The sequence below is a fragment of the Streptomyces sp. NPDC021020 genome, assembly GCF_044333285.1.
In the GTDB taxonomy this organism is placed as follows: Bacteria; Actinomycetota; Actinomycetes; order Streptomycetales; family Streptomycetaceae; genus Actinacidiphila.
In genome coordinates this window covers 298,566-316,604 of the sequence record NZ_JBIRQQ010000011.1, presented here as the reverse complement: position 1 = coordinate 316,604, position 18,039 = coordinate 298,566, and the positions used below count along the sequence as shown (strand labels likewise).

Genomic DNA, 18,039 nt, shown 5'->3' with positions numbered 1-18,039 from the left:
GTTACATTCCGAACCCGGAAGCTAAGCCTTTCAGCGCCGATGGTACTGCAGGGGGGACCCTGTGGGAGAGTAGGACACCGCCGAACAAATATTGAGGCCTGGCCTCGGATCCCTGATCCGGGGCCAGGCCCTTTTTGTGCCTGGGGTAGAGTCGGCGCGCAAACGTACATACATGGAACGGCACAGGAGGGGACCTGGTGGAGGTCCAGGAGACGCGGGTGCAAACGGATCGGATCTTCACGATCCCGAACATCCTGAGTATGGCGCGCCTCGTGGGTGTGCCGGTGTTCCTGTGGCTGATTCTGTGGCCGGAGTTCGACGGCCCCAAGGCCGACGGGTGGGCACTCCTGGTGCTGGCGTTCAGCGGGGTGAGCGACTACCTCGACGGCAAGCTGGCGCGGCGGTGGAACCAGATCAGCAGTCTCGGCCGGCTCCTGGACCCGGCCGCCGACCGGCTGTACGTGCTGTCCACCCTGGTGGGCCTCACGTGGCGCGGCATCCTGCCGCTGTGGGTCACCGTCCTGCTACTCGCGCGTGAGGCGATGATGGCGGTGATGCTCCTGATTCTGCGGAGACACCGCTACGGCCCACCCCAGGTGAACTTCATCGGGAAAGCGGCTACCTTCAATCTCATGTACGCCTTTCCGCTGCTGCTGCTCAGCGACGGCAGCGGTTGGCTTGCGACACTGGCGGCTGTTTTCGGCTGGGCCTTCACAGGTTGGGGTACAACCCTGTACTGGTGGGCAGGGATCCTCTACGTGGTGCAGGTCCGGCGGCTTGTGAGGGCGGACACCACGGCTGACTGACGTCACGAGGAGGATGTTTTCCGACATGAAAGCGGTTGTTATGGCCGGAGGCGAAGGTACCCGCCTTCGTCCAATGACCTCAAGCATGCCCAAACCTCTGCTCCCAGTGGTGAATCGGCCGATCATGCAGCATGTCCTGACGCTGCTCAAACGGCACGGGCTCACTGAGACCGTCGTCACCGTCCAGTTTCTCGCGTCCCTGGTGAAGAATTATTTCGGGGACGGCGAGGATTTCGGGATGGAGCTGACGTACGCGAACGAGGAGAAACCGCTCGGCACCGCGGGCAGCGTCAAGAATGCCGAGGACGCGCTCAAGGACGACTCCTTCCTGGTGATCTCCGGCGACGCGCTCACCGATTTCGACCTCGGTGAACTCATCGCCTTCCACAAGCAGAAGGGCGGCCTCGTCACCGTATGCCTCACGCGGGTGCCCAACCCGCTGGAGTTCGGCATCACGATCGTGGACGACGAGGGCCGCGTCGAACGGTTCCTGGAGAAGCCGACCTGGGGCCAGGTCTTCTCCGACACCGTGAACACCGGCATCTACGTCATGGAGCCCGAGGTCTTCAACTACGTCGAGGCCGATGTGCCCGTCGACTGGTCGGGTGACGTCTTCCCGCAGCTGATGAAGGAAGGCAAGCCCATCTACGGCTACATCGCCGAGGGCTACTGGGAGGACGTCGGCACCCACGAGAGCTATGTGAAGGCCCAGGCGGACGTCCTCGAAGGCAAGGTCGACGTCGACATCGACGGCTTCGAGATCTCGCCGGGCGTATGGGTGGCCGAGGGCGCCGAGGTGCACCCGGACGCCGTACTGCGCGGGCCGCTGTACATCGGCGACTACGCGAAGGTCGAGGGCGGCGCGGAGATCCGCGAGCACAGCGTCATCGGCTCCAACGTCGTCGTGAAGACCGGCGCCTTCGTGCACAAGGCGGTGGTGCACGACAACGTCTACGTCGGCCCGCAGACGAACCTGCGCGGCTGCGTCATCGGCAAGAACACCGACGTGATGCGCGCCGCCCGGATCGACGAGGGCGCGGTGATCGGCGACGAGTGCCTGATCGGTGAGGAATCGATTCTCTCCGGCAACGTCCGCGTCTACCCCTTCAAGACCATCGAGGCCGGCGCCTTCGTCAACACGTCGGTCATCTGGGAGTCGCGCGGCCAGGCGAATCTGTTCGGCGCGCGCGGAGTGTCCGGCATCCTCAACGTCGAGATCACGCCCGAGCTCGCCGTACGGCTGGCCGGCGCGTACGCGACGACGCTCAAGAAGGGCGCGACCGTCACCACCGCGCGTGACCACTCCCGTGGTGCGCGTGCACTCAAACGGGCGGTCATCTCGGCGCTCCAGGCGAGCGCGATCGAGGTGCGCGACCTGGAGAACGTGCCCATGCCCGTCGCGCGCCAGCAGACGGCCCGCGGCAGCGCCGGCGGCATCATGATCCGGACGTCGCCGGGGCGGCCGGACTCGCTCGACATCATGTTCTTCGACGAGCGCGGCGCCGACCTGTCCGCCGCCGGGCAGCGCAAGCTGGACCGGGTCTTCGCCCGCCAGGAGTACCGCCGGGCCTTCCCCGGCGAGATCGGCGACCTGCGCTTCCCGTCGACCGTCTTCGACTCCTACACCGGCGCGCTGCTGCGTGCCGTCGACACCTCCGGCATCGCCGAGTCGGGCCTGAAGGTCGTCGTGGACGCCGCCAACGGCAGCGCGGGCCTCGTCCTGCCGTCGCTGCTCGGCCGGCTCGGCGTGGACTCGCTGATGGTCAACCCGGGCCTCGACGAGGCGCGCCCCACCGAGACCGAGGAGACCCGCCGGGCCGGCCTCGTACGGCTCGGGGAGATCGTGTCGTCGGCGCGGGCGGCCTTCGGGGTGCGCTTCGACCCGGTCGGCGAGCGGCTGTCGCTGGTGGACGAGCGCGGGCGGATCGTCGAGGACCACCGGGCGCTGCTGGTGCTGCTGGACCTGGTGGCCGCCGAGCGGCGCAGCGGGCGGGTGGCGCTGCCGGTCACCACGACCCGGATCGCCGAGCAGGTCGCGGCCTACCACGGCACGCAGGTCACGTGGACGACGACGTCGCCGGACGACCTGACGCGGGTCGGCCGCGAGGAGGGCACGATCTTCGGCGGCGACGCCGGAGGCGGCTTCATCGTCCCCGAGTTCAGCAGCGTCTTCGACGGGTCCGCGGCCTTCGTGCGGCTGATCGGCCTGGTGGCGCGCACACAGCTCACCCTGAGCCAGATCGACGCCCGCATCCCGCAGGCGCACGTCCTCAAGCGGGACGTGCCGACCCCGTGGGCGGTCAAGGGCTCGGTCATGCGGCGGGTGGTGGAGGAGGCCGGCGACCGGTCGGTCGACACCACCGACGGCGTGCGGGTCGTGGAGTCCGACGGGCGGTGGGTCATGGTGCTGCCCGACCCCGCGGAAGCGGTCACGCACCTGTGGGCCGAGGGCCCGGACGACGCGTCCGCGCAGGCCCTGCTGGACGAGTGGTCGCAGATCGTGGAGAGCTCGGGGCAGTAAGCCCACGGCGGCCCCCGCGCGGCGCGTACGCCCTGAACGGCGCGCCGCGAGGGGGCCGTTCGAGTGCAGCGGTCACGACATGCGACGATGTGCGGCATGCCGCAGCCGCAACCCGATCGGAGCAGCTCCGCGCCCCGGTCCGACCGGCGGCGTCCCGACGCCTCCATGTTCCTGCTCACCAATGTCATGGAGCACAGCCTCGACGACGGCTACGCCGAGGCTGCCGCCCGCCGCGGGCAGACCGGCAGCTCGCGTCTGCCCACCTCGGCGGCGGGCCGGCTCGGCCTCGCGGGCGGGCTGCTGCTCGCCGCGGTCGTGATCACGGTGGGCGCGGCCCAGGCGCACCGTGCGGCGCCCACGGAGGCCAAGGAGCGGCAGAAGCTCATCGACCGGGTGCAGACGCAGACCGGGAAGGCCGACGCGCTCCAGAAGGAGGTCGACGGGCTGCGCGACACCGTGTCGGCCGAGCAGCGCGCGGCCCTGAAGGACCAGGGCGACGGGCGCGAGGAGCTGCTGGAGGTGCTGGCGGGCGCCACGGCCGTGCACGGCCCCGGCCTCAAGCTCGTCGTGGACGACGCCAAGGAGGCCTCCACGGGCGACTCCGGCGGCCCGCGGGAGAGCGACGGCTTCTCCGACACCGGACGGGTCCGCGACCGCGACATGCAGCGCGTGGTGAACGGCCTGTGGGCCTCGGGCGCGGAGGCGATCTCCGTCAACGGGCAGCGGCTGACGGCACTGTCGGCCATCCGGGCGGCCGGAGACGCCATACTGGTCGACAACAGACCGCTGGTGCCGCCGTACACGGTGCTGGCGATCGGTGACGGGGAGAAGCTGAGCACGGCGTTCCAGGACAGTGCGGACGGTCAGTACCTGCACGTGCTGGAGGAGAACTACGGGATCAGGGCGAGCGTCACCGTGCAGAAGGACGTCCGCCTGGCCGCCGCACCCAGTCTCGTCGTGCGGTACGCCCGGCCGGTCGCGGGCAGCAGCGGGCCGCCGGGAACCGGCGCAACAGGGAAGGGTTCGTCGTGATCGCCGTACTGGGCCTCGTCGTGGGCATCGTGGTGGGACTCGTGGTGCGTCCCGTGGTGCCGACCGGGGTGGAGCCCTATCTGCCCATCGCGGTCGTCGCGGCCCTCGACGCCGTCTTCGGCGGCCTGCGGGCGATGCTCGACGGGATCTTCGACGACAAGGTCTTCGTCGTCTCCTTCCTGTCCAACGTGGTCGTCGCGGCGCTGATCGTCTTCCTCGGCGACAAGCTGGGTGTCGGCGCGCAGTTGTCCACCGGTGTCGTCGTCGTCCTCGGTATCCGGATCTTCTCCAACGCCGCCGCGATCCGCCGGCACGTCTTCCGGGCGTGACCGCGGCATGAGCGACGAGAACGGGGCTGAGGAGCCCGAGGTGTCCGAGGAGCCCCAGGAGCCGCAGGAGCGGCTCACGGGGCGGCAGCGGCTGGTGGCCGGGCTGTGGCCGCCGCGCGTCTCCCGCGCGCAGCTGACGGTCGCCGTGCTGCTCTTCGTGCTGGGCCTCGGCCTCGCCATCCAGGTGAACACCACCAGCGACAACGGCGGCACCCTGCGCGGCGCGCGCCAGGAGGACCTGGTGCGCATCCTCACCGAGGTCGACAACCGCACGCAGCGGCTGGAGGACGAGAAGCGCGGTCTGGAGACCCAGCGCTCCCAGCTCCAGTCCAGTTCCGACCAGGCCGCCGAGGCGCTCAAGCAGACCCGGCAGAAGGAGCAGCAGCTCGGCATCCTGGCGGGTACGGTCGCCGCCGAGGGGCCCGGCATCACGCTGACCGTCACCGACCCGCACGGCAGCGTCGAGGCGGACTCGCTGCTGGACACGCTGCAGGAGCTGCGGGCCGCGGGCGCGGAGGCCATCCAGATCAACAACGTGCGGGTCGTGGCCGACACGTACTTCACCGACGGATCCGACGGTGTGCTGATCGACGGGCACCGGGTCGCCCAGCCGTACGTCTTCACGGTGATCGGCAATCCGCAGGATCTCGAACCGGCCCTCAACATCCCCGGCGGGGTGGTGCAGACACTGGAGAAGGAGCAGGCCACGGCAGATGTGGTGCGGTCGCAGAAGATCGTCGTGGACGCCTTGCGGCCATCGAAGCAGCCTGACTACGCTCGGTCGTCATCCCGGTGAGGCGGGGGGTCGGGGCGTCGCTGAGTTGGTGTGTGGTGGAAACTGTGTGTAGTGAGAGTTCGTCCTGCCTTACGGGCGGGTCTGCGTCTTTCGAGGGGAATCGCCCGTGAAGCTGTTTGGGAAGTTGTTCGGCAAGAGCGCTCGGCAGTCGGCCGACCCTGCGACGGCACGGCACCGTGCCCGGCGCGGCCCGGCGGACGAGCAGTCCGACGAGCGCCCGCTGTTCCGGAACGACGGCCAGGGCCGCGGCGGATATTCCGACGCGCCCGGCGTGGCGTCTGTTGACCCTGCTCCGGCCGCTCGCATAGGTTCCGGGGAACCAGCGGCCTCGACCACGGGTGGAGGGTTCGGTTTGCCGGTCTGCGGCAGGTGCGGTTTCACGAACACGGAAGCGGCCCGCTTCTGCTCCAACTGCGGCGCCCCGCTGCGCCCGGGGAGCGGGCCCGGCTACCAGAGCGCGTCCGAGACGACGTCCACGATCTCCATCTCCGGGATCGAGGCGTACGAGGCGGAGGCCACCGGCCAGATCCTCTCGCCGTCGCTGTCGCCCGAGGCGCAGGCCGCCGTGGAGGCGCTGCCGCCCGGTTCCGCGCTCCTGGTGGTGCGCCGCGGGCCGAACTCCGGCAGCCGCTTCCTGCTGGACGGCGAGCTGACCACCGCGGGCCGCCACCCGCAGAGCGACATCTTCCTGGACGACGTGACGGTCTCCCGGCGGCACGTGGAGTTCCGCCGCGGTGCGGACGGCCTGTTCACCGTCTCCGACGTGGGCAGCCTCAACGGCACCTACGTCAACCGGGAGCGGATCGACGCGGTGCCGCTGTCCAACGGGGACGAGGTCCAGATCGGGAAGTACCGGCTGGTCTTCTACGCCAGCCAGCGGGGCTGCTGACCCGCGGCGGCCCCGGTCGACCACCGCTCCCGCGCAGGAAGGGCGCGTATGCCGCGTACGACGGGCGGTGCCGGAGACGGCACCGCCGCCACGGACGGCGCACTGCTGAGCATCGGCGCCGTACTGGGGCAGCTGCAGGACGAATTCCCCGAGGTCACGATCTCCAAGATCCGCTTCCTGGAGGCCGAGGGCCTGGTCGAGCCGCGACGGACCCCGTCCGGTTACCGGAAGTTCGCCGCGGACGACGTCCAGCGGCTGGCGTACGTGCTGCGGGTGCAGCGCGACCACTACCTGCCGCTGCGGGTGATCAAGGAGCTGCTGGAAGGTCTGGACCGCGGCGAGCAGCCGGTTCTGCCGGCGCTCGCCGCCGCCGAGCCCGCCCAGGAGGCCCCTGGAGGCACCGCGGAGGCCCTGGCGGCGGCGCACGGGCCACGGCTGGGCCGGGAGGACTTCCTGGCCGCCACCGGGGCCGACGAGGCGGAGCTGGCCCAGTGGGAGTCCTACGGGCTGGTCGAGACCGCCGGCGAGGGCGGTTACGAGGCCGAGGCGGTCACGATCGGGCGGCTCATCGCCGACCTGGGCCGCTACGGGCTGGAGCCGCGGCACCTGCGGGCGGTCAAGGCCGCGGCGGAGCGGGAGGCGGGCCTGGTGGAGCAGCTGGTGGCGCCGCTGCGCCGGCACCGCAACCCGCAGACCCGGCGACACGCCGAGGCCACGGCGGAGGAGCTGGCCGAGCTGTCGGCCCGGCTGCACGCCGCGATGCTGCGCTCGGCCTTGCGGCTGCGGCTGCGCTGACCGGGCATTCCCGCCGCCCGGTACGAACCGGACGCGGTGCCCGCCGTGCCCGACTACCCAAACCCGGCGGGCACGTCCTAGGGTTGACGTGTGAACGAGCTCGATGTTGTGGGTGTCCGGGTGGAAATGCCCTCGAATCAGCCGATCGTGCTCCTGCGTGAAGTGGGAGGCGACCGGTACCTGCCCATCTGGATCGGGCCGGGCGAGGCCACCGCCATCGCCTTCGCGCAGCAGGGCATGACGCCTGCGCGACCGCTGACCCACGACCTCTTCAAGGATGTGCTGGAGGCCGTGGGACAGACGCTCACCGAGGTCCGCATCACCGACCTGCGGGAAGGCGTCTTCTACGCCGAACTGGTCTTCGCCAGCGGTGTCGAGGTCAGTGCCCGTCCGTCCGACGCCATAGCGCTCGCGCTGCGCACGGGTACGCCGATCTACGGCAGCGACGGGGTGCTGGACGACGCCGGGATCGCCATTCCGGACGAGCAGGAGGACGAGGTGGAGAAGTTCCGCGAGTTCCTCGACCAGATCTCGCCCGAGGACTTCGGTACCAGCAACCAGTGACCACCGGCGGCCGCGGGGCGTCCGGCGAGCGGCCGGACGGCGTGCTGCGTGCGCGGTGATCCGCGGGGTGACCAGGGCAATGTTGTCACCATGAGGCCATCCGGGGAGGAATTCCCGGGTCCGGTCACATCAAACCACTCCTGGGGTGACTTTCACTCGGCGTGCCGAGTGTGGCGATCGTTGACGCACCCCTGGTGACTGCCTACCGTCGAAGTGGAAAGTCCCGTGGCACGTGCGCGCGGTGTCGGGGACGAGAAGGACGGAGGGCGGCGTGAGAAGCACCGGCGACGGTTCGGCGACCGGCGGCCCGTATCCGGCCAGGGGGGCGCTGGCCCGCGCGGCCGAGCCGGGGCCCGTGCCCGCGGCCGAGCCCGCACCGGAGCTGGTCGGCTACCGCGGCCCCACGGCCTGCGCGGCGGCGGGCATCACCTACCGCCAGCTCGACTACTGGGCCCGCACGGGTCTGGTCGAGCCCAGTGTCCGCCCGGCCTACGGCTCGGGCGCCCAGCGGCTCTACAGCTTCCGTGACGTGGTCGTGCTCAAGATCGTCAAGCGGCTGCTCGACACGGGCGTGTCCCTGCAGAACATCCGCACGGCCGTACGCCAGCTGCGCTCGGTCGGCCCGGCCGAGCTGGCGAGGATGACGCTGATGAGCGACGGCGCAACCGTTTACGAGTGCACCTCGCCCGCCGAGGTCGTCGACCTGCTCCAGGGCGGGCAGGGCGTCTTCGGCATCGCCGTCGGCGTGGTGTGGCGGGATGTCGAGAGCTCGCTGTCCGAGCTGCACGGTGAGCGGGTGGACACCGGCGAGACCCTGGTGGGCCACAACCCCGCCGACGAGCTCGCCAGGCGGCGCAACCGGGCGGTCTGACCCGGTCCGCGGACCCGTCGGCGGCCCGGCCGCGGGACACGGGCGCCATGGCGTACACATGTACGGTCATTGTCGGTGGGATGGGGCACGATCGAGGGTGTGAGAAGTGCGCCGACGATCCTGCATCTGGACATGGACGCGTTCTTCGCCGCGGTCGAGCAGGCCTCCAAGCCGAGCCTGCGGGGCAAGCCGGTGGTGGTCGGCGGCCTCGGGCCCCGCGGCGTGGTCGCGACCGCGTCCTACGAGGCGCGCGTGCACGGCGTCCACTCCGCGATGGCCACCGCGCACGCCCGCCGGCTCTGCCCGAACGCCGCGTATCTCGTACCGCGCTTCTCCCTCTACCGGGCGGTCAGCGACATCGTGATGGGGCTGCTCGGCGCGGTGTCCCCGCTGATAGAGCCGCTGAGCCTGGACGAGGCCTTCGTCGACCTGGAGGCGGGCGAGCAGACCGGTGGGCCCCGGGAGGTCGCCGAGCGGCTGCGGGCCGACATCCGCGCCGCCACGGGCCTGACGGCGTCGGTGGGGCTGGCCGGGTCCAAGCTGCTCGCCAAGATCGCCTCGGAGCAGGCCAAGCCGGACGGCCTGGTCGTCGTCGAGCCCGGCACGGAGCGCGCGCTGCTCGACCCGCTGCCGGTGCGCACCCTGTGGGGCGTGGGCCCTGCCACCGCCGAGCACCTGCGGCGGGCCGGCATCCTCACCGTCGCCGAGATCGTGCAGGCCGGGGAGCCCGAACTGGTGCGGCTGCTCGGCAAGGCGCACGGCAGCTCGCTGCACGCCATGGCCGCGGGGCTGGACAACCGCCCGGTGGTCGCCGACCGGGACGTGAAGTCGATCTCCGTCGAGGACACCTTCGACACCGACCTCACCGACCGCGCCCGGGTGCGGTACGAGATCGACCGGCTCGCGGAGCGCTGCGTGCAGCGGCTGCGCGGCGCGGGCCGCTCCGGGCGGACGGTCGTGGTGAAGATCCGGCGGTACGACTTCTCCACGCTCACCCGCTCCGAGACGCTGCGGGCGCCCACCGACGACCCGGCCGTCGTACGGGAGACCGCGCGCCGGCTCGTCGAGGCCGTCGACACCACCGGCGGGGTGCGGCTGCTCGGCGTGGGGGTGTCCGGGCTGGCCGACTTCACGCAGGAGGACCTGTTCGCGCAGGCGGCTCAGGCGGCCGAGGACCAGGCGCTGGAGGCCGGGGCGGGCGATACGGCGGAGGGCGCCGCCGCCTCGCCCGAGCCGCCGCCGGCCGTGTCCGCCGAGCAGGACCTGCCCGCCGCGCCGCCGCCGGAGCCCGCGCCCGGCAGCCGCTGGCTTCCCGGTCAGGACGTCGAGCACGGCGTGGAGGGGCGCGGCTGGGTGCAGGGCAGCGGCGTCGGCCGGGTCACCGTACGCTTCGAGGTCCCGTCGGACACCGCGCCGGGGCGGGTGCGCACGTTCGGGGTCGAGGATCCGGCTCTCACGCACGCCGAGCCGCTGCCGCTGGGGCCTTCCGTTCCCGACCGGGGGCTGCTCGCCGGGTGAGGCGCCGCGGGGGTCAGCCGGCGTCGTCCGGGCGGCGGTCGCCGGAGGGCAGGTCGCCGAAGTCGCGGGGGCCGGTGCCGGTGCCGCCGGGGGAGCCGGGGCCGTCGGCGGATCCGGGCGGGCCGGGCGGTTCGGTGGGGACGTCCATGCCGTAGTGGTGGTAGAGCTGGAGCTCCTGTTCGGGCGACAGATGCCGTCCCACACCGAAATCCGGCGCGTCCCTGATCAGCGACTTCTTGTACGGCACCCGCAGCGCCTCGCCCACCAGCTCGCTCGGCTCCAGCGGGATGAACGCGTCGCGGGTGAAGAAGCCGGTGCGCACCGCCGCCCACTCCGGGCTGCCGGTCGCGTCGTCGAGGTACACCTCGTCCACCGTGCCGATCTTCGTACCGTCACGGTCGACAGCGCGGCGGCCGATGAGGCTTCGCGGATCGATATCGGTCTGCACGGGTCCTCCAACCAGCGTCCCAGCAACATCCCAGCAACAGCGACACCTGCTGGATACCACCAAAAGCCACATCGCGGACGCTGTCGACCCGAACCTCCGGGCGGTGGGCGCGCAGATCCCGCTGGTAGGCTGGACGAAGGCTGTAGACCCCATGCGGGAGAGTCCTCCGGGCACCTGCCACAGCGGCAGACCGGGGGCGCCGAAGGAGCAAATCCTCCCCGGAATCTCTCAGGCACCCGTACCGCAGGGGCGAGGTCACTCTGGAAAGCAGGATCCGCCCCGAGCAGCGCCGTTCGGGGGACGGGTCTTCACCGAAGGTGAAAGTCTGCCCGCGCGCGGGTAAGGCGAAGCTCTCAGGTACTGATGACAGAGGGGGAGGCCGTACGGGCGCCCGCGCCGGGTGCCCCCGAAGGTCGTCGCAGACCAGGAGGCCTCCGCAGATGACTGATCCGACCGCACGCCGACTTCCGCTCGCCGAGCTGGAAGCCGGACTGCCCTTCGCCCGCCGGCACATCGGCCCCGACAGCTCCGCGCAGGCCAAGATGCTCGCCCAGGTGGGCTACAGCTCGCTGGACGAGCTGACGGACGCGGCCGTGCCGGACACCATCACGAGCGCCGCGGCCCTCGCGCTGCCGCCCGCCCGCACCGAGGCCGAGGCGCTGGCCGAGCTGCGCGCGCTGGCCGCCCGCAACCAGGTGCTCGCGCCGATGATCGGCCTGGGCTACTACGGCACCTTCACCCCGCCGGTGATCCTGCGCAACGTCATGGAGAACCCGGCCTGGTACACCGCCTACACCCCCTACCAGCCGGAGATCTCGCAGGGCCGGCTGGAGGCGCTGATCAACTTCCAGACGATGGTCGCCGACCTCACCGGGCTGCCCACCTCCGGCGCCTCGCTGCTCGACGAGGGCACCGCGGCGGCCGAGGCGATGGCGCTGTCCCGCCGGGTCGGGAAGGTCAAGGAGGGCGTTTTCCTGGTCGACGCCGACACCTTCCCGCAGACCACCGCCGTCATCGGCACCCGCGCCGAGCCCACCGGTGTCGAGGTGGTCGTCGCCGACCTGAGCGACGGCATCCCCGCCGACGTGGCCGAGCGGGGGGTCTTCGGCGTCCTGCTGCAATACCCGGGGGCCTCCGGCGCCGTCCGCGACCTGCGGCCGGTCATCGAGCAGGCGCACGGCCTCGGCGCGGTCGTGACCGTCGCCGCCGACCTGCTGGCGCTGACCGTGCTGGCCTCGCCCGGCGCGCTCGGCGCGGACATCGCGGTCGGCACCACCCAGCGCTTCGGCGTGCCCATGGGCTTCGGCGGCCCGCACGCCGGCTACATGGCGGTGCGCGAGTCCTACGCCCGCAACCTGCCCGGGCGGCTCGTCGGCGTGTCCGTCGACGCCGACGGCGACACCGCCTACCGCCTCGCCCTCCAGACCCGCGAGCAGCACATCCGCCGCGAGAAGGCGACCAGCAACATCTGCACCGCCCAGGTGCTGCTCGCCGTGATGGCCGGCATGTACGCCGTCTACCACGGGCCCGAGGGCCTGGAGCGGATCGCCCGCCGCACGCACCGCTACGCGGCCGTCCTCGCCGAGGGGCTGCGCGCGGCCGGCGTCGAGATCGTGCACGGGGCGTACTTCGACACGCTCACCGTGCGCGTGCCCGGACGGGCCGCCGAGCTGGTCGCGGCAGCCCGCGCCGCCGGGGTCAACCTGCGGCAGACCGACGACGACCTGGTCGGCATCGCCTGCGACGAGACCACCACCCGCGCCCAGTTGGCCGCCGTGCTCGCCGTCTTCGGCGGCACCGCCGACATCGAGGAGCTGGACGCCACCGCCGCGGAGGCGCTGCCCGGCGAGCTGGCCCGCAGCGAGCCGTACCTGACGCACCCGGTCTTCCACCTGCACCGCAGCGAGACCGGCATGCTGCGCTACCTGCGGCGGCTGGCCGACCGCGACTACGCGCTGGACCGCGGCATGATCCCGCTGGGCTCGTGCACGATGAAGCTCAACGCGACCACCGAGATGGAACCCGTCACCTGGCCGGAGTTCGCCGCGCTGCACCCCTTCGCGCCCGCCGAGCAGGCCGACGGCTACCTGGCGCTGATCCGCGGCCTGGAGGAGCAGCTCGCCGAGGTCACCGGCTACGACAAGGTCAGCCTCCAGCCGAACGCAGGGTCGCAGGGCGAGCTGGCCGGGCTGCTCGCGGTACGCGCCTACCACCGCGCCAACGGCGACACCGGCCGTACGGTCTGCCTCATCCCGTCCTCGGCGCACGGCACCAACGCCGCCAGCGCGGTCATGGCCGGCATGAAGGTCGTCGTGGTCAGGACCGGCCAGGACGGTGACGTGGACGTGGCCGACCTGCGCGCCAAGATCGAGCAGCACCGCGAGCAGCTGGCCGTGCTGATGGTCACCTACCCCTCCACGCACGGTGTCTTCGAGGACAACATCACCGACATCTGCGCCGCCGTGCACGACGCGGGCGGCCAGGTCTACGTCGACGGCGCGAACCTCAACGCGCTCGTCGGCCTCGCCCGCCCCGGGCGCTTCGGCGCCGACGTGTCGCACCTGAACCTGCACAAGACCTTCTGCATCCCGCACGGCGGCGGCGGCCCCGGCGTCGGCCCCGTCGCGGTCCGCGCGCACCTCGCCCCGTACCTGCCCAACCACCCGCTCCAGCCGGCCGCCGGCCCCGCCACCGGCGTCGGCCCGATCAGCGCCGCGCCGTGGGGCTCGGCCGGCATCCTGCCCATCTCCTGGACGTATGTGCGGCTGATGGGCGCCGACGGGCTGCGCGAGGCGACGCAGCAGGCGGTGCTCAGCGCCAACTACGTCGCCAAGCGGTTGGAGCCGCATTACCCCGTGCTCTACACCGGCCCCGCGGGCCTGGTCGCGCACGAGTGCATCGTCGACCTGCGGCCGCTGACCAAGGAGACCGGGGTCACTGTCGACGACATCGCCAAGCGGCTGATCGACTACGGATTCCACGCCCCGACCATGTCCTTCCCGGTCGCCGGCACGCTGATGATCGAGCCGACCGAGAGCGAGGACCTGGCGGAGCTGGAACGCTTCTGCGACGCGATGATCGCGATCCGCGCCGAGGTCGACAAGGTCGCGGACGGCCAGTGGCCCGCGGACGACAACCCGCTGCGCAACGCCCCGCACACCGCGGCCGCGCTGGGCGGCGACTGGGAGCACCCGTACAGCAGGCAGGAGGCCGTCTTCCCGGCGGGCGTCCGGGCCGCGGACAAGTACTGGCCGCCGGTGCGCCGTATCGACGGGGCCTACGGCGACCGCAACCTGGTCTGCTCCTGCCCGCCGCTGGACGCGTACGACAGCTGAGGCGGGGCACCCGCGGCCGGACATGGCAAAGCCGGTTCCCTTGGCGACAGGGGAACCGGCCGGGTGTCGGGCGCGGCGGGCCCGCTGGTGCGGGTGTCTGATCCCGCCGGTCAGGCCGCTGTCGTGACCTGCTCGCTGCCGAGCGGGCGGTGCGGGGCGATGATCTGCCCGTCGGGCAGCAGTTCGCCGGTGTCCTCGAAGAGCAGCACACCGTTGCACAGCAGGCTCCAGCCCTGCTCCGGGTGGTGGGCCACGGTGAGGGCGGCCTCACGGTCGGGGCCGTCGGCGGAAGGGCACTGCGGTTGGTGCTGGCACATGGATCGAGTCTTTCGCTGCGTGTGGTCAGTGGTGCGGTCGGTCGTGCGGTCTGCCTGGTGCATCTGCGTCCCCCGTGTGTGCGTGAGACCGTTCCCAGTGTTGTCCTCCCGGCGGCAATCCGCAGGGATTTCGCCGAGGCGATGCTCTCCGGTGAAGACGCGTCACCCGGGCGGGCGGTTGCCGTCACCCAGCGTTAACGGCAGGGGAGTGGTGGCCGCACGACAGTGCCCCTGGCCGCATCGACCGGGGGCACCCTTGCTGCCGTACGCCGCGGCGTCAGGCCGGCGATCCCGCGAGCGGCGGCGGCGCCAGCCGCACGCTCAGCACCGGCGCCAGCTCCGTCATCCGGTACACCCGGTACGCCGCGATACCCGGCGGTGCGGGCGCCAGCGGCACCAGCAGGTCGTCCGGGTCGGGCTGCGCGGTGGCCGCCTCGGCCCGCGGCACGCGGTGCAGCCACAGCGCGAGCATGTAGCGCCCCGGAACCGACAGCAGATGCGGCTGGTACGTCGCCGGCAGCGCCTCCGCCTGGACCAGCGCCCGCTCGATCGACACCAGGAACGGCCCCTCCGAGAACCGCGAGAACACCCAGCCGTCCGGGGTCAGCACGGTCTCGCCCGCAGCGGCGACCCGGGCACCTGCCCTGATATGGAACCGCCAGCCCGTCAGCCGCGCCTGCGGCAGTGCTCCGGGAACGGCCGCCGGCTCGAAGACATGGACGGGCAGCGGGTGTTCGGCGGCCAGCGGCCCTTGCGCGGTGCGCAGCGCCGGGGTCCTGGCTTCCCGGACCGCGGTGGGCGAACTGAGCGCGGCGAGCACGCTCAGCAGGGCTGGGGCAGGTGCTGGGGGAACAAGCAGCGGCATGGTTGTCGCCTCTCACTGGGAGACACGTGGTGCGGGGAGGGCGGGCGCGGACGGCACGGCGGTTCGATGCTCTGCGGGAGACCTGCTCAGGCACGTCCGGCGACGGCGGATGCATTGCCTTGTTCGCGGAGTTTATACGACGTGTGTTCGCTCCGTGTTTCATCTAGTCGATGCCAGTATTACGCGCAAGGCGAGAATTCGCCTTCTCCGGCGGACGTGTCGGTGGCATTCCCGCAGCGTACGGGGAGGGCGCTGCATATTTCTGCGCGCCACGGACGGCCGGATCCCGTCGGTCATTTCCCGTGCTTGCCCGCCTCCACCGGCAACTGAATGTGCCAGCGGAATGTGCGCGCTTCGCCGCTAGTGCAAGCCTAGCGTGCGCGGCCCGCCCGGCGCGGCGTTATTCGATCATTTGGGTGGGCATCCTCCGATGGATGGCCGGGGGGCGGCCACGGGAGGGAGAGATCGCGGATGGGCGAGAAGGTCGTCGCCAGCGGCTTCGAACGGGCCGACCGCGGACGCTACCGGCACAAGCTCCAGCAGTGCCTGCTGGGACTCGAGCGACTGCTGGAGGGCAAGCGATTCGACCGGCCGCGCAATCTCATGGGCCTGGAGATCGAATTGAATCTGGCGGATTCCACGGGACTGCCGCGCATGATGAACGAAGAGGTGCTGGAGCGCATCGCGAGCCGCGATTTCCAGACCGAGCTCGCCCAGTTCAACATTGAGGTGAACATTGCCCCGCACCGGCTTTCCGGGCCGGTCTTCGACCGGCTCGCCGAGGAACTGCGCACCGGCCTGTCGTATGCCGACCGGATGGCCGCCGACGTGGGCGCCCGCATCGTCATGGTGGGAATTCTGCCCACCCTCAGGGCCGACGACCTGGTCACCGCCAACCTGTCGCGGGCCGACCGCTTCACCCTCCTCAACGACCGCATCCTGGCCATGCGCGGCGAGGACATCACCCTCGACATCGACGGCGTCGAGCACCTGGAGCACGCCTCGCAGTCCATCGCCCCCGAGGCGGCCTGCACCTCCACCCAGATGCACCTCCAGGTCACACCAGGCCGCTTCGCCGCGGTGTGGAACGCCGCCCAGGCGGTGTGCGGCCCGCAGGTCGCCGTCGGCGCCAACTCGCCCTTCCTCTTCGGCCGCGAGCTGTGGCGCGAGACCCGCCCGCTGCTCTTCCAGCAGTCCATCGACACCCGCCCGCAGGAGCTGCGCGCCCAGGGCGTGCGCCCGCTGACGTGGTTCGGCGAGCGCTGGATCGACTCGCCCCTCGACCTCTTCGCCGAGAACGTCCGCTACTTCCCGGCCCTGCTGCCCCTCTGCGACGACGAGGACCCGCTGCGCGTCCTGGACGACGGGGGAGTGCCGCAGCTGCGCGAACTCACCCTGCACAACGGGACGATCTACCGCTGGAACCGCCCCGTCTACGCGGTCGTCGACGGTGTGCCGCACCTGCGGGTCGAGAATCGGGTGCTGCCCGCGGGGCCCACCGTCGCCGACGTGCTGGCCAACGCCGCCTTCTACTACGGGCTGGTGCGCGCGCTGGCCGACGCGCCGCGGCCGCTGTGGCAGCGGCTGCCCTTCCGCGCCGCGTCCGCCAACTTCGACGCGGGCTGCAAGGACGGCATCCGCGCGGTCATGCACTGGCCGCGCGGCCGCGGCGGCAGCCTCGCCGAGATCCCGGCCGCCGAGCTGATCCGCGACGAACTGCTGCCGCTCGCCGCGGCCGGTCTCGACGCCTGGGGCATCGAACCCGCCGACCGGGACCACTACCTCGGCATCGTCGAGCAGCGGTGCCGGCTGCGCACCAACGGCGCGGAATGGCAGTGCGAGTCCTTCCACCGGCTGCTGGACCGCGACCCGGACCGCATGGCGGCGCTGGCCGGGATGACCCGGCGCTACCGGGAGAACTCGGCGGAGGGCCGACCGGTCCACGAGTGGGCCGCCGTCTGAGGACGCGGCCGCCCACCGCCGGCTCCGGGGTCACAGGCCTGCCTCCGCCCCGCCCTTCGCCACCCGCCGCAGGGCCCGCGTACCGGACACGGGGCCCGATGACCGGGGGTGGCGGGGCGGCGGCAGGCGCGATCTTCGTATCTTGTCCTTCAGACACCCGCGCCGCTGGAGGACCCGCATGCACACACAGCCCCGCCCGGCGGACCAGGCCGCGGAACCGGAACTGCCGGACCGCACGCTGCGCAGCGAGACGCTCATCGTCCTCGCGCTCTCGCTCGGCGCCAGCGGGGTGTCCGCCCTGATCGACTTCATCGGCTCGGTGACCCGGCCGGGCGCGCTCAAGGACCAGGCCGCGACGCTGGTCGGCTCCTACGCGCCGCACCGCCCGTGGCTCGATCTGGCCTGGCAGCTCTTCTACATCGCCACCGCCCTCGCCCCGGTCGCCCTCGTCGCGCACCTGCTGGGCCGCGAGCGCGCCGGGATGCGGTCGATCGGCTTCGACCTGACCCGCCCGCGGCTCGACCTCGCCTGGGGGGCGCTGGTCGCCGCCGCGATCGGCGGCACCGGGCTGGCCTTCTACCTCGGCGCCCGCGGGGCCGGCTTCAACCTCACGGTGGTGCCGGAGTCACTGCCCGACGTGTGGTGGAAGATCCCGGTGCTGGTGCTGTCGGCGGTGCAGAACGCGGTGCTGGAAGAGGTCATCGTGGTCGGCTACCTGCTGCGCAGGCTGGACCGGCTCGGCTGGACGCCGATGGCCGCGCTCGCGGCGAGCGCCGTGCTGCGCGGCTCGTACCACCTCTACCAGGGCATCGGCGGCTTCGTCGGGAACATGGCGATGGGCGTGGTCTTCGTCCTGCTCTACCGCCGGTGGGGCAGGGTCGGCCCGCTGGTCGCGGCGCACGCCCTCATCGACACGGTGGCCTTCGTGGGCTACGCCCTGCTGGCCGGCAAGGTGGGCTGGCTGCCCACCGGCTGAGCGGGCCCGGCCCCC

General features: G+C 71.8%; 16 protein-coding genes, 1 rRNA gene and 1 riboswitch. Of the genes, 14 read left to right on the top strand and 3 right to left on the bottom strand.

The features are described from left to right. From rrf to ACH4SL_RS30440, 11 genes are all read left to right on the top strand, one after another. Nucleotides 1-86 (top strand): 5S ribosomal RNA (gene rrf / locus ACH4SL_RS30490); the annotation flags it as partial. Nucleotides 87-197: 111 nt separating this feature from the next. Then, nucleotides 198-806, top strand: a complete 609-nt coding sequence (locus ACH4SL_RS30485) for a CDP-alcohol phosphatidyltransferase family protein (protein ID WP_398451402.1) — start codon at nucleotides 198-200, stop codon at nucleotides 804-806. 25 nt (nucleotides 807-831) lie between these two features. Beyond that, the gene (locus tag ACH4SL_RS30480; RefSeq protein ID WP_398451400.1) at nucleotides 832-3,327 is read left to right on the top strand and encodes a sugar phosphate nucleotidyltransferase; all 2,496 of its coding nucleotides are present in this window, start codon (nucleotides 832-834) and stop codon (nucleotides 3,325-3,327) included. Nucleotides 3,328-3,414: 87 nt separating this feature from the next. Further along, complete coding sequence (locus ACH4SL_RS30475; protein ID WP_398451398.1) at nucleotides 3,415-4,359, top strand: DUF881 domain-containing protein; 945 nt, start codon at nucleotides 3,415-3,417, stop codon at nucleotides 4,357-4,359. Beyond that, complete coding sequence (locus tag ACH4SL_RS30470) at nucleotides 4,356-4,688, top strand: small basic family protein (protein WP_031518694.1); 333 nt, start codon at nucleotides 4,356-4,358, stop codon at nucleotides 4,686-4,688. Before ACH4SL_RS30475 ends, ACH4SL_RS30470 begins: the two co-directional genes overlap by 4 nt. Nucleotides 4,689-4,695: 7 nt before the next feature. Next, nucleotides 4,696-5,484 carry a DUF881 domain-containing protein gene (locus tag ACH4SL_RS30465; RefSeq protein ID WP_398451396.1) on the top strand — a complete coding sequence of 263 codons (789 nt, stop codon included), beginning with the start codon at nucleotides 4,696-4,698 and terminating at the stop codon, nucleotides 5,482-5,484. A gap of 64 nt (nucleotides 5,485-5,548) precedes the next feature. Continuing rightward, the gene (locus tag ACH4SL_RS30460) at nucleotides 5,549-6,373 is read left to right on the top strand and encodes an FHA domain-containing protein (protein ID WP_398451426.1); all 825 of its coding nucleotides are present in this window, start codon (nucleotides 5,549-5,551) and stop codon (nucleotides 6,371-6,373) included. Nucleotides 6,374-6,421: 48 nt separating this feature from the next. Next, entirely contained in the window at nucleotides 6,422-7,168 is a 747-nt protein-coding gene (locus ACH4SL_RS30455; RefSeq protein ID WP_398451394.1) for a MerR family transcriptional regulator, read from the top strand. Between the two features lie 90 nt (nucleotides 7,169-7,258). Continuing rightward, nucleotides 7,259-7,732, top strand: coding sequence for a bifunctional nuclease family protein (locus ACH4SL_RS30450; RefSeq protein WP_031518684.1), 474 nt, complete (start codon nucleotides 7,259-7,261; stop codon nucleotides 7,730-7,732). Between the two features lie 271 nt (nucleotides 7,733-8,003). After that, entirely contained in the window at nucleotides 8,004-8,603 is a 600-nt protein-coding gene (locus ACH4SL_RS30445) for a MerR family transcriptional regulator (protein ID WP_398451391.1), read from the top strand. A gap of 99 nt (nucleotides 8,604-8,702) precedes the next feature. After that, nucleotides 8,703-10,121 carry a DNA polymerase IV gene (locus tag ACH4SL_RS30440; protein ID WP_398451389.1) on the top strand — a complete coding sequence of 473 codons (1,419 nt, stop codon included), beginning with the start codon at nucleotides 8,703-8,705 and terminating at the stop codon, nucleotides 10,119-10,121. A gap of 13 nt (nucleotides 10,122-10,134) precedes the next feature. Here the strand turns inward: ACH4SL_RS30440 and ACH4SL_RS30435 are convergent, their stop codons facing one another. Then, nucleotides 10,135-10,569 carry a PRC-barrel domain-containing protein gene (locus ACH4SL_RS30435; RefSeq protein WP_398451387.1) on the bottom strand — a complete coding sequence of 145 codons (435 nt, stop codon included), beginning with the start codon at nucleotides 10,567-10,569 and terminating at the stop codon, nucleotides 10,135-10,137. 144 nt (nucleotides 10,570-10,713) lie between these two features. Next, nucleotides 10,714-10,823: riboswitch (glycine riboswitch) on the top strand. 186 nt (nucleotides 10,824-11,009) lie between these two features. Here ACH4SL_RS30435 and gcvP point away from each other — a divergent pair. Next, nucleotides 11,010-13,904, top strand: a complete 2,895-nt coding sequence (gcvP, locus tag ACH4SL_RS30430; protein ID WP_398451385.1) for an aminomethyl-transferring glycine dehydrogenase — start codon at nucleotides 11,010-11,012, stop codon at nucleotides 13,902-13,904. A 110-nt stretch (nucleotides 13,905-14,014) separates the two neighbouring features. Here the strand turns inward: gcvP and ACH4SL_RS30425 are convergent, their stop codons facing one another. Together ACH4SL_RS30425 and ACH4SL_RS30420 are read right to left on the bottom strand one after the other, a co-directional pair. Then, entirely contained in the window at nucleotides 14,015-14,221 is a 207-nt protein-coding gene (locus ACH4SL_RS30425) for a DUF5999 family protein (protein WP_398188228.1), read from the bottom strand. A 277-nt stretch (nucleotides 14,222-14,498) separates the two neighbouring features. Continuing rightward, entirely contained in the window at nucleotides 14,499-15,086 is a 588-nt protein-coding gene (locus ACH4SL_RS30420) for a hypothetical protein (RefSeq protein WP_398451383.1), read from the bottom strand. Nucleotides 15,087-15,557: 471 nt separating this feature from the next. Between ACH4SL_RS30420 and ACH4SL_RS30415 the strand changes: the two genes are divergently transcribed. Further along, nucleotides 15,558-17,048 (top strand): glutamate--cysteine ligase, encoded by a 1,491-nt coding sequence (locus tag ACH4SL_RS30415; protein WP_398451381.1) that lies wholly within the window; start codon nucleotides 15,558-15,560, stop codon nucleotides 17,046-17,048. A gap of 178 nt (nucleotides 17,049-17,226) precedes the next feature. Beyond that, a complete protein-coding gene (locus ACH4SL_RS30410; RefSeq protein ID WP_398451379.1) occupies nucleotides 17,227-18,024 on the top strand; it encodes a CPBP family intramembrane glutamic endopeptidase in 798 nt (265 codons plus the stop codon). Nucleotides 18,025-18,039 lie beyond the last annotated feature (15 nt).

Bases quoted from the DNA above. Each gene is read 5' to 3' on its own strand.
- ACH4SL_RS30480 (WP_398451400.1), top strand. From the start codon at position 832: ATGAAAGCGGTTGTTATGGCCGGAGGCGAAGGTACCCGCCTTCGTCCA.
- ACH4SL_RS30475 (WP_398451398.1), top strand. From the start codon at position 3,415: ATGTGCGGCATGCCGCAGCCGCAACCCGATCGGAGCAGCTCCGCGCCC.
- ACH4SL_RS30465 (WP_398451396.1), top strand. From the start codon at position 4,696: ATGAGCGACGAGAACGGGGCTGAGGAGCCCGAGGTGTCCGAGGAGCCC.
- ACH4SL_RS30455 (WP_398451394.1), top strand. From the start codon at position 6,422: ATGCCGCGTACGACGGGCGGTGCCGGAGACGGCACCGCCGCCACGGAC.
- gcvP (WP_398451385.1), top strand. From the start codon at position 11,010: ATGACTGATCCGACCGCACGCCGACTTCCGCTCGCCGAGCTGGAAGCC.
- ACH4SL_RS30425 (WP_398188228.1), bottom strand. From the start codon at position 14,221: ATGTGCCAGCACCAACCGCAGTGCCCTTCCGCCGACGGCCCCGACCGT.
- ACH4SL_RS30420 (WP_398451383.1), bottom strand. From the start codon at position 15,086: ATGCCGCTGCTTGTTCCCCCAGCACCTGCCCCAGCCCTGCTGAGCGTG.
- ACH4SL_RS30415 (WP_398451381.1), top strand. From the start codon at position 15,558: ATGGGCGAGAAGGTCGTCGCCAGCGGCTTCGAACGGGCCGACCGCGGA.
- ACH4SL_RS30410 (WP_398451379.1), top strand. From the start codon at position 17,227: ATGCACACACAGCCCCGCCCGGCGGACCAGGCCGCGGAACCGGAACTG.